Raw genomic sequence first — 15,508 nt, forward strand, 5'->3', positions numbered from 1 at the left:
GCTTGCCTCAGAGGTAACTGTAAAATAAGCCGTCCAGCAGGCGGGTCCAGCCATTAATCAACACAAACAGCAGCATCTTCAGCGGCAGCGACAGGGTCATCGGGGCCACCATCTGCATACCCAGTGCCAGCAGTACGTTAGAGACAATCAGGTCGATAACGATAAACGGGATATAGATCAGGAACCCGATTTTAAATCCGGCCTGCAATTCCGACAGCACGAAGGCCGGGATCACCAGCAGCAGATTGTCTTTGCTGACGTTGTCCGACATCTCTTTCGGCCACATCCGCACGCTGTTTTCCTGCAAATGGATCAGGATGTCCGGATCGGTATTGTGGGTCATAAATTTCTGCAACGGGGCCACCCCGTTGGTGACGCTGGTTTTCAGGTTATCCATACTGGATAAATCGGCGGGAGCCTGGCTGAACTGATGCTGCATCTGGTTAAATACCGGGGCCATCACAAACAGCGTTGCCGCCAACGCAATGCCATACAGCGCCATGTTCGGCGGCACCTGCTGCACACCGATCGCATTGCGGGTGATCAACAGCACCATCGAGATTTTCAAAAAGCAGGTGCAGACGATCATCAGCATCGGGATCAGTGACAATGCCCCAAGGAACAGGGCAAAGGTCATCGGATCGAACTGTTCGGTATTCATCCGGCCTCCTGCTGCGAGGTCAGCAGCAGCCGGGTCAGTTGTAATCCAAGATGGCCTTCCACATCCACCAGCTCACCGTGTGCGATCAGCGTATCGCCGTGGTACAAACCGGCCTCGCCGGGCGTCACATTATCAAGCGTCAGTACGCTGCCTGCCTGTAACTGTTGCAGTTCGCCCAGCGTCAGTCGGGTACGGCCACAGCGCACTTCCAGCGACAGCGGCAGCGAGGCCAGCTGCGTATTCTCATCGGTGGTAAGCGTTTCAGGCTGGGACACAGCGTCAAATTCATCAGCAGCATAAGGATCCAAGGCGGTACTCTCCATATGAGTAAGCAAAAAGTGGTGAGGCAACTGCAATTCGCCGTGTAACTGCTGCCCGGCGAGGATCAGGCTGCCCTGACCTTCCGGGGTGAAATAGCTGACCGGAGGAACCAGCACATCGCCTGCGCTCAACGCCTGCAACTGCGGCGTATGCAGGGTAATGCGCCCCAGAACCAGCTGCTGGCTGTAAACCAGCGTATCTGGCAGCGTGCTGTGGCTCTTCTGCCAGCCGGGTTGCTTCAGCCAGTGTGCCAGCCCTGAATGGCTTAGCTGTAGCGGGCACTCTGCATGACGCTCACCCAGCCGGACATGAAGTCTGGCGCATAATTCATGCTGTTCCTGCACGTCACTTACTGTTATGTCGCCAAATAAGCGCGCCAGTTCCGGACTGAGGTACTGATTAAATAATATTGTCTGCCATTCATCCTCAGCGCAGAGGCTGTGCAGGGCGCTGAAAGGCGACAGCGACAGTAGATTAAGCACCGGTGTGGCGTCTGCCAGCGAAAAGTGGCCCAGCGCACAGCGCCAGTGGCTGAAGGTTGCCGGGGATGATGCCTCGCCCGGCAGCAGATACAGCTCACCGGCTTCGTCACCGAGAGTGAAAGGAAAGCAGTGCGCGCGTGCCAGCAGGTTCTGTGAGCGGACCGCCGTGCGGGTGAAACGGGGAAAATGCAGCCGGGTGACCTCACTCATTATGCGCTTCCCTGCTCAATTTTCAGCCGTACCGGGGCGTTAAGCGACTGACTTAACTGACGGCGACAGAGGATTTCCCGGCGCTGCCACTGACGCCAGACCTGCGGCGAAAAACGCAGTGAAATCTCCCAGCCCGCCGGTTGACCACGGGCCAGCGTGACATCGACTTCACCGGCCTCCGGCAACAGCAGCGTAAAGGCGCAATCCTCGTCGGCATTGTTGGCGATGCGCTCGTGCAACTCCTCGTGCAGCTGCTGCCAGTCCGGCGAGGGGGCTTCATCCTGTACCGTCTGGTGCTCAGGCATAAATTCGGTGGTGCTGGCAAAAAACAGCGAACCCAGCGCGCTCAGCGACTCTCTGCTTTCCTGCTGACGCAGGCGGGTTGCCGGGATACGCTCGCGATAGCGCTCATCCGGCTGAGCCTGGCGCTGAGGGGATGGCACCCGGTCCGGGTATCCCGTTGTATTGGTATTCTTCACGCGTCCTCCAGGTGTTCCGATAAATATTCCAGCTTCTCTACCGCTTTTTGCTGCTCACGCGTCCATTCTGTCGCCTGTTCCAGCGCATAAGCGGCCTGATGACAGCTCTGTTCCGCCTGCTGACACTGCTGCTGCTGCTGACCCACCGCCTGTAAGGCGCTCAGCTCATTGTTGACATGGCGGGTCAGTTTTTCCCTTGAGGATTGCTGCTGTTGCAGGCGTTCGCGTTGCAACTGATAGTGCTGCTGGTCCTGCACCAGCTGTTCTTCTTCTGCCTGCTGCTGTGCCTGCGCCTCGGCCAGCCGTGTCTGATGCTGACGTTGCTGGCGTTGCGCACGACTCAGACGCTGGCGGCGGATTGGCATCAGCACATTCAGCGCCTGTTGCAGGCTTTCCAGCTGGCTGTCCTGTTGTTCCAGCTCATCTTCAATCAGGGGCATGGGCGCTGACCTCGGCAAGTTGACTGAGAATATGTTCTAACGGGTCGGGGGCGCGCATTGACTGGCGCAGATAGTGATTAATCACGTCGTTAGCATTGACGGCGGCATCGGTCAGGATGTCGTTGCCCGGCTGATACTCTCCCAGTCGGATCAGCATCTCCACCTGCTTATAGGCCGCCATCAGGCTGCGAATACGTCCGGCCTGCATCATATGCTCGCGGTCCACCACGTTGCTCATGGTTCGGCTGAGGCTGGCAAGGATATCAATGGCGGGGTAGTGGTTACGTTCAGCCAGGCGGCGGCTGAGCACGATATGGCCGTCAATCAGCGAGCGGACTTCATCAGCCACCGGATCGTTCATCGAGTCCTGCTCAATCAGCACCGAATAGAGCGCGGTAATGGCCCCCTGGCGGGTCTGTCCCGCCCGCTCCACCAGCCGTGGCAGCAGGGTGTAAACCGACGGGGGCAGCCCGCCACGTCCCGGCGGTTCGCCAAGAGCAAGGCCAATCTCGCGCTGGGCGCGGGCAAAACGGGTCAGGGAGTCGACAATCAGCAGCACGCTTTTGCCTTCGGCACGAAACGCTTCGGCAATCGCAGTGGCGGTAAACGCGGCTCTGGCGCGCTCCATACTGCTGCGGTCAGAGGTGGCGCACAGCAGCACGGTGCGACTGCGCAGCTCATCATCCAGCTCGTGATCGAGAAATTCGCGCAGTTCACGGCCACGTTCGCCAATCAGTCCGAAAACAATGGCATCGCACGGCGTGTTACGCGCCAGCTCTGCCAGCAGGGTGGTTTTACCACAGCCCGCCCCGGCGAAAATGCCTACCCGCTGCCCCGTACCGATAGTCAGCAGCCCGTCAATGGCGCGCAGCCCGGTCGGTAGCGGGGTGTCGATGCGTGGGCGTTCGGTAGGCGGCGGGGCATCGTTCAGCACCGGCACCGACCGGACCGCGCTGCCCGGTTCGGCAAACGCGCTGCATCCGCCTGGCTCCAGCGCCCGACCAAAGCCATCCAACACGCTGCCCAGCAGCTGGTCGCTGACGCAGATACTGTGCGGCAGATAGAGCGGAATAATGATCGCCCCCTGAGAAATACCGTCCAGCGCGCCCAGCGCCGACAGCAGAATTTTCTGCGGGCTGAAACCGACAATCTCAGAGAGGACGCTGCCGCCGTCGCTGCGCAGGATACGGCACAGATCGCCAATGCGCGCATCGGGCAGGCTGCATTCGATCAGGATCCCGCTGATGCCGGTCACCCGACCGTAGCGCCTGACCGGCGCATAGCGACCAAGGCGCTGCTGCTGCTCTTCCCACTGCGCCAGCTGCTGGCGTAGCGCGCTCATTACCACTTCACCCTGATGTTTTCGCGTCCGGCAAATTCAATGCTGTCGCTGTTAATCGCCACCAGGCGCAGCTGGTCAACTTCATCGCCAATAAATATGCGCTGGCCGCCGTCGGTGACGATATTGGCGTGTGTGCCGCTGGTGATCTGCACGATGTTAAACGGCAGTTTTGCGCTGACGGTGCTGGCCTTGTTATGAATGGCCAGGCGTACATCATAGTGGTGATAGAAGGTGCGCATTATGCGTTGCAGACGCTGATTATCGTCGTCGGAGAGGTTGCCGCTTAACGTCAGGCTATTGTTGTCCGAAGCGACAGCAACCTGTTTTTCCAGCCCGCGATCCAGCAGCATGCTGTTGATGATCTGCCGCGTGCGCCCCACGCTGTTCAGCTGCGGTTTACCCGGGGCAGGGGGCGCAGAAGGCGAGGCCACGCTGGCGTTCAGCAGCCAGCTTCCCAGCATCATCACCAGCAGCAGGATCAGCACCGCATAAATCACTTTTGCCCAGAACGGCAGCGGCTCTTTCTCCTGCGTCACCACCGCCGGGGCGGTCTCCGCAGCGGCCGTTACCGCCGGTTCAGCCAGCACCGGGGCTTCTTCTGCCGCTAGCGGCTCACTGGCTTCTTCCGGCCACGGCGTGGCGGCGCTGACGATGCTCAGCCAGATATGGCCGATGGCGAAAGCCGTCCCCGGTTGCAGGTTGCTCAGTTCTTCACACCGCTGGCCTTCATTGTCGTTCAGCGGTCCCTCCAGTGCCTTTACCACCCAGCCTTGCACGGTTTTAAGAAGCTGGCAGTGGCGATCTTTGATCCCCGGGTCGTACAGGGCCAGATCGGCATCCTCTGCGGCACCTATCCACCATTGTTCGCCACTCAGGGGCAACGCTGCACCGCGATGCAGCCCGGTCAGTACGCGTAATTCATGCATGAGTCATTTTCCTGGAGGTCTGGCGGTGACTGTTGTAAATCGAGCCGTCCCAGCACATTGATGGCAACATTACTGGTTAATTCCGCAAAGGACAGGACCGGCACGGCGTGGAACTCATCTTTCAGCAGCGCGCGCAGCGGGCTGCGTAAATCCTGGGCGACAAGGATCAGCGCCTGATTATTGTCATAAGCCGGGAAGGCCTGGCGCATCTGATGCAGCAGGCTGATGCCGTAATCCTGGGCCAGCGAGAAGAAGGTTTCGCTCTGGGCCTGGCGCAGGGAGTCACGCAGCAGCTCTTCGGTTTCCGGGGTCAGCAGCCAGACATCCAGCCCGTTGGGTTGCAGATACTGGTGGCAGATATGTTCTTTCAGTGCGATACGTACGAAATCGGTCAGCGCAGCGCTGTCACGCTCATGCTGGCCGTGCTCGATCAGCGTTTCCGCAATGGTTCGCACGGAACGCAATGGCATGCGTTCGGAGGCCAGCCGTTGCAGTACGGCGGCAAAACGCGACAGCGGCATAATACGTTGCAGCTCCTGCGCCAGCTCCGGCTGTTCGCTCTCCAGCCAGTTGAGGATCGATTTGCTCTCCTGCAAGCCGATAAATTGCGATCCACTCTGATGAATCGCCTGCTCCATGCGCAGCATAATCAGGTCGCTGGCGTTCCACATCCGCTGGTCATCCTGTTGCAGCAGCGGATGGTCAGGCGGCAGCCAGCACCAGTGCGTTTCATCGCGCTCCGCCACGCCCTGCATCATGGGATGCTCAGCACCGTCAGCCTGTTCACTGAGCCAGGCGTCAAAGCTGTTTTTTCTTACCGCCAGATGTTCAACGGCAAAGGTGGCGGTGACCAGCGGGATTTCATAAACGCAGAAGCGGAATTCGTCATCAGCCAGCATCGGCGAGAATTCAATGTCGAAGCTGGGCAGGGTAAAGCCAAAGTGGTAAACCAGCCGGTTACGCAGCCGACGGATATTCTGGATCAGTGCCGTGGACGCTTCACTGTTCTGATGGCTCTGACTGAACTGCAACAGATAGACGCGGGTCGGGTTAAAGCGACGCAAATCCTGATTACCGTTCTCCTCCGGGGCCAGCTGCTGCGCCTGGCGCTGGCTGGCCTCCTGCTGGGTGGTTTCCTGTTTGGTGCGCCACAGCTGAAACAAACCGCTGCCGAGCGCCACGGCACTAATCACAATAAAGACCGCCGTGGGCATGCCGGGCAGCAGGGCAAAGCCCAGCATCCCGGCGGCAGACATAATCCAGGCCTTCGGCTGGCTGGTCAGCTGCTCGGCAATTTCGCGACCAATGTTGGCATCCACCTGCTGACCGTCAGCCGACACGCGGGTGATGATCATCCCGGCGGTCAGTGAGATAAGCAGCGCCGGGATCTGGGCGATCAGGCCGTCACCGATGGTCAGTACCGAGTAGATATGCATCGCCGCGCTGGCGTCCATGCCATTTTGCAGCACGCCAATAGCGAAGCCGCCGATCATATTGATAAACACAATCACCAGCCCGGCAATCGCATCCCCTTTGACAAACTTCATGGCGCCATCCATCGCACCAAACAGCTGGCTCTCTTTTGCCAGGTTTTCCCTGCGCTGACGCGCCTGGTGCGCTTCAATCAGTCCTGCACGCAGGTCACTGTCAATCGACATCTGTTTGCCCGGCATCGCATCAAGGGTGAAACGCGCGGCCACTTCTGCCACACGCTCCGAGCCCTTGGTGATCACCAGAAAGTTCACCACGGTCAGGATTAAAAAGATAACCAGACCGACCGCCAGATTGCCGCCAACCACGAAATTACCAAAGGCTTCAACAATATGACCGGCATCCTGTTGCAGCAGAATCTGTCGGGTGGTGGAGATCGACAGCGCCAGGCGGAACATGGTGGTTAACAGCAGCACCGACGGAAACGTCGAGAAGGCCAGCGGTTTCGGCAGATACATCGCCAGCACGATCAGCAGCGAGGAAATGCAGATATTCAGCGCGATCAGCACGTCGATCAGGCCGGTAGGCAGCGGGATGATCATCATGAAGACAATCGACATGACAATGGTGGCACCCACTACTTCCGAGCGCTGCATCGCACTGATGGCGAGACGGTTCAGCCAGACAAACAGAGAACTCATTTATAACGCCGCCCTGGGTTGTGACAGAGTGGCGCGCGGCTCATGTGCAGCGTATTCGCTGATCACCGTGCGCAGCAGATTTAACGCCATCTGGCGGTTTTTACTTTTATCATCCCGCCACAGTCCCAGCGGCAGGTGGTAGACCAGCGGCACCAGCCCGCTAAGAAACAGCACCTGGTGATGGGGTTGCTGACCGGCCACATCGCGCGAGAGGTTTTGCAGATCGCGCAGGTAAGCACCGTTGCCGCTCAGATTCAGCAGGCGGCGGGTCAGCTCCAACGGGCTGAAGTTGACGTCCGGCAGCTTGCCGCCCAGCCGTTTGAGCAAAATTTTGCTGGCGGTCAGCGTCTGGCTGATATTGCCCGCATCCTGAAGGCTGGCGAGGATTTTTTGCAGCGCGCGTCGTGGGATGGAAGAACTGCGCGCGGCAAGATCGTCCGACAAGGCGCGCTGTAAGGTGCGTAATCCCTGATTAAAGTGCACGCTGCCAAAGCTGTTCAGCAGCGCATCCAGCATCGCGTTACCTGATTGCAGGTGGACAATGGTTTGATAGTAGAGCTGGCGCATGGCCTGTTTCTGGGTCGGATCGGTACTGAAACTGGCAATGGCGCTGGCGGTATTCAGCCCGGCGCTGACTTCGGCGCCTTTTTCCTTATGCAGCATCTCCAGACTCTGTACTGCGCTGCTGGCCAGTTCGGTGTTTTGCGCCCGCTGCGCCTGGACCAGGGTGTGACGTAACACCACGTCACAGCGCACAGGGTCATGGCCTGCGGCTTCCAGCAGCTCATCCAGATGCGGAGAGGGCGAGCGTTGCAACAGGGTCTGCATCTTCTGATTCAGGGTTTCCAGCTGGGCATGCTGCGGGTGCTCCAGCAGCTTCATCAGCTCGTCTAACTTCTCAATGCGTTCAATATGTTGCATTGCCCGGCTACCCGGCTGTGCCACCACTTTCCGCTGATTCAACGCCTTGCTTTTACGCTCAACGTGTTCCGCGAAGGTCATCGAGACTTCTTCCATCGAGTCTTCCAGCGGAGAGGTGGGCATACGTGATGATGCACCCGCCGATGAGGGCGCAATACTGACCGGCGGCAGAACATCATCCACCACGCTGGCGGCTACCGGCAGCGTCGGTTGAATGCCGGGTATAACGGGAGCAATTTTCATCCTGGCGAACCTCAAATATGAGAGCTGTTGCAAGTGTGTGGCGTGATTGGCGCTGCGGTTCCCTGATGATTTTGCCTTCTTAAAAAGTCCAAACCGGGCTTTGCAAAGAGTTGCAAATTCCCCCCGACATCCCTGGCAAGAAATTGCCAGAAAATGACAGGGTGAAAATAAATAATTTAATAATCTCAATTAATTATAAATTATTTTTCGCCTGGCACAGGCCTTGCTATAGCCATTGAGCCGCTGGGGCATCAATGGGTAAAGTAACGGAGCTTGTTATGTCAGAAATTCACTTGCAGAACACCGAACAGTTGTCAGTCAATAATGTTGTTCCGATGAACATCGACTGGGAGCGGATTTTTCGTGAGCATGGCCGACGCGTACACCATTTTATCCGTAAGCGTGTTTCCCACCGGGAAGATGCAGAAGATCTGGTACAGATGACCTGGCTGGAAGTGTTTCGTAATCGTGACAAGTTTGCCGGTGCCTCGCGGCCAGAAACCTGGGTGTTTGGCATTGCCCTGAATTTAGTGCGCAACCATTTCCGGATGCAATCCGGCCGCCCGCGCTATGACGAGCTGGAAGATGATATTGTGCTGGCGCATGGCGACGATCCCAGCCAGATCACCGAACATCAACGCATCCTGAACTCCACGCTGAATTCGATTGCCGTATTGCCGGAAGATACCCGCCACCTGCTGAGTATGCTGGTGGAGAAGGACGGCAGCTATCAGGATATCGCCGAAGATTTGAACATTCCCATTGGTACGGTACGTTCGCGCCTGTCGCGGGTGCGCGTATCGTTAAAACAGTCAGTATTTTCCTGAAAGCAGGATGGACGAAAAATCCACTAAATCGTAAAGTGATTTGCAGCGTGTCCTGTTGTGCTGTCCGGACACTCACTCGATGTCACTCTGCCTGCGTGCAGATGTGCCGCCAGTACGGGTAAACGATGTTTACTTAAAGGAGACGAGATGCAATTTTCCGAGCGACATTTAAAAACCAGTGATGAACCGCTCAAATTGGTCGAGTTTGCACTGAACATGGTACGAGACGCGGTCTATCTGATAGACAGTGATACCCGCTTCTTTTACGTCAATGATGAATCGTGCCGCATGCTTGGCTACAGCAACGAAGAATTGCTGAATATGACCGTCTCCGATATTGATCCGGCATGGACCATCGACGATATCTTCGCCATGTGGAAGCGGGTGCGGGAACAGAGCGGCGGCAGATCATTCACCTTCGAAACCTATCACAAAAGCAAACAAGGCGAGATGATCGCGGTTGAGGTCAGTTCCAATCCTTTTGTTTATGAAGAGAGCAATTACAGCATGTGCGTGGTAAAGGATATCAGAGAGCGCAAACATCTTGAGCAGATGGCTCATGTACGGGAACAGGAATTCCGCGTTCTGGTGGAGAACTCACCCGATATGGTGGTGCGTTTTGACACCGATTTGAAATGTCAGTACGCCAATCCGGCCGCATTGCGTCATCTGCATCTGTCGGCCGAAGAGTTACGCGGGCGCAGCCTGCGTGAACTGCTGGGGGATCTCTCCTGTGTCGGACATATCGAACGTCTGATTAAAGAGGTGGTCAGTACGCAAATTGAGGCTGAGGGGGAACTGGTTGAGTCCGACAGTCCACTTACTGGCGGAACCGTGATTAACCATACCCGTTGTGTGCCTGAATTTGACCAGCACGGCAATCTGGTGTCGGTGATGGTGGTTGGCCGCGATATCACCGCAATTCATTATGCCGAGAAGAAGCTGGAAGATTCGCATATGCGTCTGCGGCTGCTCGCCAGACAGCGTGAAGTCTCCCGCGAAGAGGAACGTAAACGCATCGCGCGTGAGATCCATGATGAGCTGGGACAACATCTGACCTCGCTGAGGATGGGCATTTCACTGCTGCGTATTCAGTTCAGCAAGGACAATCCGCTGCTGCATGAGCGGGTGGTGCATCTGATGGGGCTGGCGGATAAAACCATTCAGGTGGTGCGTAACGTTGCTACGCGGCTGCGGCCAAACGTGCTGGATATGGGACTGACCCCGGCGCTGGAGTGGCTGCGTGATGAGTTTATCAGCCGCCATATGGGCTGCTGCTGCCGGCTTATCGCCCCGGAACAGGAAGTAAGGCTGAATGACGAGCAGGCGACGGCGGCCTTTCGTGTGGCGCAGGAATCCCTGACCAACATTTCGCGTCACGCGCAGGCCAGCGAGGTGATCATCCTGATTGTTCGCCACACGAATTCCGTGGTGTTGACGGTGCGTGACAACGGTCGTGGTTTTGACTGCGATCAGTGTAAAGACAATGCGTTTGGCCTGATGGGTATGAGAGAACGGGGCCGGATGCTTGGGGGCAATGTGGAAATTGAGAGTCACCCATCCGTGGGGACGAGGGTAACGCTGACTATTCCACTGAACCACAGGTGACCACTAATATTGAGGATTTGGAATCGTACAATGGATAATAATATTCGCCTGATGGTAGTGGATGACCATGTCATCATGCGTGAGGGGCTGAAACAAATATTTTCGCTGGACGAATGTCTGGTGGTGGTGGCTGAAGCGGGCAATGGCACGCAGGTGATGGAAGGCCTGCGCAGTGAGCAGGTTGATTTACTGCTGCTGGACATGAGTATGCCTGGATTATGTGGTGAGGATTTGATCACCCGTATCCACCTGCAATATCCCAAGCTGCCCATTTTAATTCTGACTATGTACAGCGAACCACAAATTGCGCGCCGGGTACTGAAATGCGGTGCGCTGGGCTATATCACCAAAGACAATGATCCCGAGACGCTGCTGGCGGCCATCCATCGCGTGGCGCGTGGACAGCGTTTTATCGACCATGTACTGGCCGAGCAGATTGTCTTTGATGAATACACCCAGGCAGGCGAAGTGCTGCACGAGCGCCTGACGGCGCGCGAGATGCAGATTATGTTGATGCTGGCACGCGGCGAAGGGGTGAACCACATCGCTGAGGCACTGGCCATCAGCAACAAAACCGTCAGCACCCATAAATCGCGCTTAATGGACAAAATGATGTTCACCACCAATGCCGATATCGTGAAATATGCTATCAGTCACCGACTGATCGCGTAGGATTGCTCCTATATTGCTGTCTGGTAGTACCTGTCGTAGCTGTTCATTCTCTTCAGAATCGCAAAAAAAATCTCCTTATTTTTCAAATCAATAAAATGGCTGCGGTGTGTAAGCGCTACCATTTTACTGACCAGAAGTAAGGCGATCCCTACCCGAAACCCTGAAAATCCCTTACTTAATCTTCAGCATATGATGATGGTTTCTTAACGTTAGCATGGGCCATTCTTATCTGGCAGTGTAAGCTGACAGTAAATAATAAGGTCGCAATTGTAATTAATTGTTACCGATACAATAACTGTAACATTGCTGTGAATGTGAGTGACGTTAAATAAAATAATGGATAGGGCAGGGGTAACTTTTTATGAATACCAGGAATAGTGAGCACTCGTTTCGGTCATGGCCGGAACAGGGGGAGCACATCTCTTTGACAGAAGAGCAACCCATTGATATCCACGATTCGCTGGCGGCGATGATTAAAACCGTTGCGCCGCTGAAAATTGATTTAGTCCTGGAGGGGGAAACCGGCACCGGCAAAGACACTCTGGCACGAAAAATTCACCAACTTTCTGGCTGCCCCGGAAAACTGGTAGCGGTTAACTGCGCGGCAATACCGGAAACGCTGGCGGAAAGTGAGCTTTTTGGTATCAACAACGGTGCTTATACTGGCGCAGGACAGGCGCGTGCAGGCTATGTTGAAGAAGCGAATAACGGCATTCTGTTCCTCGATGAAATCGACAGTATGCCCCTGTCGTTACAGGCCAAAATGTTGCGCGTACTGGAAAACCGTGGCGTTGAGCGTCTGGGTGGCACCCGTTTTACGCCGGTGGACATGCGGGTTATTGTCGCAACCCAGACGCCATTACTCACACTGGTTGAGCGGGGCACCTTCCGCCGCGACCTCTACTTCCGCCTCAATACGGTCAATATTCAGTTACAGCCACTGCGTTCACGCATTGAAATGATCATCCCGCTGTTCCGGCAGTTCACCGACAAAGCGGCCTGTGCCTTGCAATGCATTCCGCCGGAACTGACCCAGGAGCACTACGAGTCGCTGCTCAGCTACAGCTGGCCGGGCAATATCCGTGAGCTGAAAGCGGCCGCTGAGCGTTTCGCGCTGGGATTACCGCCACTTAACCTCCCCGGCGAAGGCGATCAGCAGCGGCCACAGCTGAAAGAGATGATGCGCCGTATCGAAAAAAGTCTGATCCACGACTGTCTGGTACGCCATGGTCACAGCATTGATGATGCAGCCCAGGAGCTGGGGATGCCGTTACGCACGCTCTATCACCGCATTAAACTACTCAACGTCGCCACCAACCGCATTATCGCCCAATAACCTCCTGTTCCATCGGCCCGGAACGCTCCGGGTCGGCGGAAAATCCCCGTATAAGCAAACGTGTGCGCTCCCCATTCTGCGGGAAAAAGGCAGTTAAACTGCACCGCCAACGCAGGTTGTGAAAATAACGCAAAAAAAAATGAAAAAAACTGGCACCAGCCTGGAACCGATACAGACGTCTCTCCACCTAATATACGAACATTGTGTGATGTTCCAGGGCACAAAAAAACCTAAACAATTGGAGAGATTAATATGAGCGGTCTTCTTAGCAGCTTTACCACCCTCGGCGGAAGTTCACTGACTAGAGCAAGCTCTTCAGCATCGAAAACGCTGGAAAATGCAATGGGCAGTTCACTGACTGATTCTGCTAATGCTCAGGCTTCAAAAATGAAGCTGGATACTCAGAACTCTATCCTAGATGGAAAAATGGACTCCGCGACTAAAGAGATCAACTCTGGTCACAACGCCTCGAAAGCCATTCAGTTCTGATTTGTGACCGGGCGGCAGGTATAGCACCTTCGCCCGGTTTTTTTTGCTGACGATGAGGACGAGCCATGAAAATCAATAGCGGAAACGCCCCCTCTTTAGCCATCAGTACCGGGGATAATGACCTCAGTTCTGTTGCCGGCAACACGGCAGATGCTTCCTGGTTCAGCGCAGCATTACAGGCGCCTGAAAAAAAGGCGGACACCCAGGACAACCAATCCTGGATTAACAAACTCACCAGTCTGACAGATGCGGCCAGCGGCCAGTCTAATCAGGCTGACAGGGCACTGGCGAAAGCGTCGCGCAGTCTGGATTCCCGCACTGTGATGGATGCTAACCGTACATTGTCCTCCTACTATCTGGAAAGCCTGCTCAACGCAAAACTGGTTGGCAAAGGCGTCCAGAGTCTGGAAAAACTCACCAACTTGCAGTAACTCCCTATGGCTAAATTATCTTTCAAGTTACTGCTCTTACTGCCGGTATTCCTGTTGCTCGGCTGTAATGACCAGGTCGAGTTGAATCACGGCCTGACAGAAAACGACGCCAACGAAGTTGCGGCGGAGCTGGGGCGTTATCACATCCAGGCTGAAAAACGTACCAACAAAGACGGGATCACCGTGCTGGTGGATGCCGCTGAATTAAACCGCGCCGTGCATATTCTGGACGCTGCTGGTCTGCCACGTCCGGCGCGTACCAATCTGGGCGAAGTGTTCCAGAAAAACGGTGTTATCTCCACGCCGCTGGAAGAGCGGGCACGTTACATTTATGCCCTGTCGCAGGAAGTGGAAGCCACCCTCAGTCAGATTGACGGGGTGATTGTTGCCAGGGTGCATGTGGTGTTGCCGGAGCGCGTCGCGCCGGGTGAGCCAGTGCAACCCGCCAGTGCGGCAGTGTTTATTAAATACCGTCCGGACCTCGATCCCGATGTGATCGAGCCTCGTATCCGGCAGATGGTCGCCAGCAGCCTGCCCGGACTGGCAGGACGGGCAGACAAAGATCTGGCGATTGTCTTTGTTCCGGCTGAAACCTATCAGGATAAGCCGCCGGAAGTCTCTTTCGGCCCGTTTATGGTCACGCCAGAGCGCTCTGCCCAACTGAGCTGGCTGAGCGGCATGATTGGCGGGCTGATCCTGCTGGTGGTGGCCGGGGTATTCGGCTGGCCGCATCTGAAACGCCTTCGTCAGGGCAAGAAGTCGCAGTCGGAAGCGCAAGATGAGTGAAATGCCTCCGGTCGATGAAGCCGCCCTGCGCTGGCTGCGCTGGTGGTGCATCGAATGCTGGCTGAGCGCCGATGCCAGCTGGCGTCAGGCAGAATTTTATCAACTGGATGATACCCGCCTGGCGGCGCTGGCCCGGACTCACCATCCTGTTATCTGTCAGCAGCTGCAACTGAGTCCGGTGGTCAGTGCGCCGGACAACGAACTGCTGGCGTGGCGGGATCTTCCGGAGGCACAGCGCCAGCTGGCACTGCGGCTGGCGGCAGAAGTGTGCTGGCGGGATTGTACCCAGGCGCTGCTGTTGCCGGAGCAACAACGCTGGTGCCGCCGTATCGCTCAGGCGATGCGCCCAGGACTCTGGCTGACGGAAGCCGAAGGTTTACCGGTTAACGACGGCGATATTAACGGCCTGTGGCTGCTGCGTTTACGCGCTGGTCCGGGCAGCTGGCCACGGATGCGGCTGGCTTTCCCGGCGGAGCAGGTGCGCAGAATGGAATCGCTTCCACAGCCTGACGCCTTCCCGCCGCGTCTGTTACCGCTCTGGCAGGCGGTTTTATGGTATGCCTCACAGGAGCCACTATGTTGACGCGCAAAAGAATCACCCTGCTGAATGGCGCTGACGATTTGGCCCCGGTGATTTCGCAGGCCATGCTGGTGATACAGCAGCAGGGCGAGGATATTCTGCGGCAGGCACAGCAGCAGGCAGAGGCGATCCTCGCCGCCGCTGAACAGGAGGCGGAAGCCTGTAAGCTGCGCGCACAGCAGCGCGCTGAACAGGATTTCTGGCAGCAGGCCGACAGCCTGTTAGCGGACTGGCGGCAGCAGCAACAGCAGATTGAATCAGAGGTACTGGCGGTGATGGACGGCGTGCTGGCGCAGGCGCTGGGACAGCTTCTGACCGAGGTGCCCGAACCCCAGCGGCTCAGCGCGCTGTTACGGCAGCTGCTGCGCGACAAAATGCAGGCCGAGCAGGCCAGCCTCTGCTGTCACCCGTCACAACAACAGCCGATTGCTGACTGGTTAGCCACGCATTCCCATCTCAGCTGGCAACTGCAACCGGATGAAACCCTTGCCGCTGACAGCCTGAAACTGGTCACCGCACAGGGTGAATTACACCTCGACTGGCAGCAGGCGGTACGCCAGTTGCTCCCGCCTCAAAGCGAGTCAGCATTGCTGTAAAAATCTTCGCTTCACTACGGAACCCG

Annotated in this window: 17 protein-coding genes; 9 read left to right on the forward strand and 8 right to left on the reverse strand. The window is 56.5% G+C overall.

Annotated features, from left to right (window positions below):
• Positions 1–7 precede the first annotated feature (7 nt).
• The 8 genes from sctR to sctW are packed head-to-tail and all read right to left on the reverse strand — an operon-like array spanning position 8 to position 8,157.
• Complete coding sequence (gene sctR, locus AC3RPL_RS23545; RefSeq protein WP_034936559.1) at positions 8–661, reverse strand: type III secretion system export apparatus subunit SctR; 654 nt, start codon at positions 659–661, stop codon at positions 8–10.
• The gene (gene sctQ, locus AC3RPL_RS23550) at positions 658–1,674 is read right to left on the reverse strand and encodes a type III secretion system cytoplasmic ring protein SctQ (RefSeq protein ID WP_490741741.1); all 1,017 of its coding nucleotides are present in this window, start codon (positions 1,672–1,674) and stop codon (positions 658–660) included. The genes sctR and sctQ overlap by 4 nt, the downstream gene beginning before the upstream one ends.
• Positions 1,674–2,153: a type III secretion system HrpP C-terminal domain-containing protein gene (locus tag AC3RPL_RS23555; protein WP_034936554.1), complete on the reverse strand. Its 480-nt coding sequence runs from the start codon at positions 2,151–2,153 to the stop codon at positions 1,674–1,676. The genes sctQ and AC3RPL_RS23555 overlap by 1 nt, the downstream gene beginning before the upstream one ends.
• Positions 2,150–2,593, reverse strand: coding sequence for a type III secretion system protein (locus AC3RPL_RS23560; protein ID WP_490741742.1), 444 nt, complete (start codon positions 2,591–2,593; stop codon positions 2,150–2,152). The genes AC3RPL_RS23555 and AC3RPL_RS23560 overlap by 4 nt, the downstream gene beginning before the upstream one ends.
• Entirely contained in the window at positions 2,580–3,941 is a 1,362-nt protein-coding gene (gene sctN, locus AC3RPL_RS23565) for a type III secretion system ATPase SctN (protein WP_490741743.1), read from the reverse strand. Before sctN ends, AC3RPL_RS23560 begins: the two co-directional genes overlap by 14 nt.
• A complete protein-coding gene (gene sctD / locus AC3RPL_RS23570; RefSeq protein WP_490741744.1) occupies positions 3,935–4,861 on the reverse strand; it encodes a type III secretion system inner membrane ring subunit SctD in 927 nt (308 codons plus the stop codon). The genes sctN and sctD overlap by 7 nt, the downstream gene beginning before the upstream one ends.
• A complete protein-coding gene (sctV, locus tag AC3RPL_RS23575; RefSeq protein ID WP_490741745.1) occupies positions 4,840–6,993 on the reverse strand; it encodes a type III secretion system export apparatus subunit SctV in 2,154 nt (717 codons plus the stop codon). Before sctV ends, sctD begins: the two co-directional genes overlap by 22 nt.
• Positions 6,994–8,157 (reverse strand): type III secretion system gatekeeper subunit SctW, encoded by a 1,164-nt coding sequence (gene sctW, locus AC3RPL_RS23580; RefSeq protein WP_261643660.1) that lies wholly within the window; start codon positions 8,155–8,157, stop codon positions 6,994–6,996.
• 278 nt (positions 8,158–8,435) lie between these two features.
• Between sctW and AC3RPL_RS23585 the strand changes: the two genes are divergently transcribed.
• The 9 genes from AC3RPL_RS23585 to sctL all read left to right on the forward strand — a co-directional run bounded on the left by AC3RPL_RS23585 (position 8,436) and on the right by sctL (position 15,482).
• The gene (locus AC3RPL_RS23585) at positions 8,436–8,984 is read left to right on the forward strand and encodes an RNA polymerase sigma factor (RefSeq protein WP_088518175.1); all 549 of its coding nucleotides are present in this window, start codon (positions 8,436–8,438) and stop codon (positions 8,982–8,984) included.
• A gap of 147 nt (positions 8,985–9,131) precedes the next feature.
• A complete protein-coding gene (locus AC3RPL_RS23590; protein WP_490741746.1) occupies positions 9,132–10,592 on the forward strand; it encodes a PAS domain-containing sensor histidine kinase in 1,461 nt (486 codons plus the stop codon).
• A 30-nt stretch (positions 10,593–10,622) separates the two neighbouring features.
• Positions 10,623–11,264, forward strand: coding sequence for a response regulator (locus AC3RPL_RS23595; RefSeq protein WP_490741747.1), 642 nt, complete (start codon positions 10,623–10,625; stop codon positions 11,262–11,264).
• A 361-nt stretch (positions 11,265–11,625) separates the two neighbouring features.
• The gene (locus AC3RPL_RS23600) at positions 11,626–12,600 is read left to right on the forward strand and encodes a sigma 54-interacting transcriptional regulator (protein WP_034936533.1); all 975 of its coding nucleotides are present in this window, start codon (positions 11,626–11,628) and stop codon (positions 12,598–12,600) included.
• Positions 12,601–12,852: 252 nt separating this feature from the next.
• Positions 12,853–13,089, forward strand: a complete 237-nt coding sequence (locus AC3RPL_RS23605; protein WP_490741748.1) for a type III secretion system major pilin HrpA — start codon at positions 12,853–12,855, stop codon at positions 13,087–13,089.
• A 65-nt stretch (positions 13,090–13,154) separates the two neighbouring features.
• Complete coding sequence (locus tag AC3RPL_RS23610; protein WP_158150047.1) at positions 13,155–13,520, forward strand: EscI/YscI/HrpB family type III secretion system inner rod protein; 366 nt, start codon at positions 13,155–13,157, stop codon at positions 13,518–13,520.
• 6 nt (positions 13,521–13,526) lie between these two features.
• Positions 13,527–14,306, forward strand: coding sequence for a type III secretion system inner membrane ring lipoprotein SctJ (sctJ, locus tag AC3RPL_RS23615; RefSeq protein WP_034936525.1), 780 nt, complete (start codon positions 13,527–13,529; stop codon positions 14,304–14,306).
• Positions 14,299–14,889, forward strand: a complete 591-nt coding sequence (locus tag AC3RPL_RS23620) for a type III secretion system protein (protein WP_490741749.1) — start codon at positions 14,299–14,301, stop codon at positions 14,887–14,889. The genes sctJ and AC3RPL_RS23620 overlap by 8 nt, the downstream gene beginning before the upstream one ends.
• The gene (gene sctL / locus AC3RPL_RS23625; RefSeq protein WP_490741750.1) at positions 14,883–15,482 is read left to right on the forward strand and encodes a type III secretion system stator protein SctL; all 600 of its coding nucleotides are present in this window, start codon (positions 14,883–14,885) and stop codon (positions 15,480–15,482) included. Before AC3RPL_RS23620 ends, sctL begins: the two co-directional genes overlap by 7 nt.
• Positions 15,483–15,508 lie beyond the last annotated feature (26 nt).

Source organism: Erwinia papayae, from assembly GCF_058241465.1.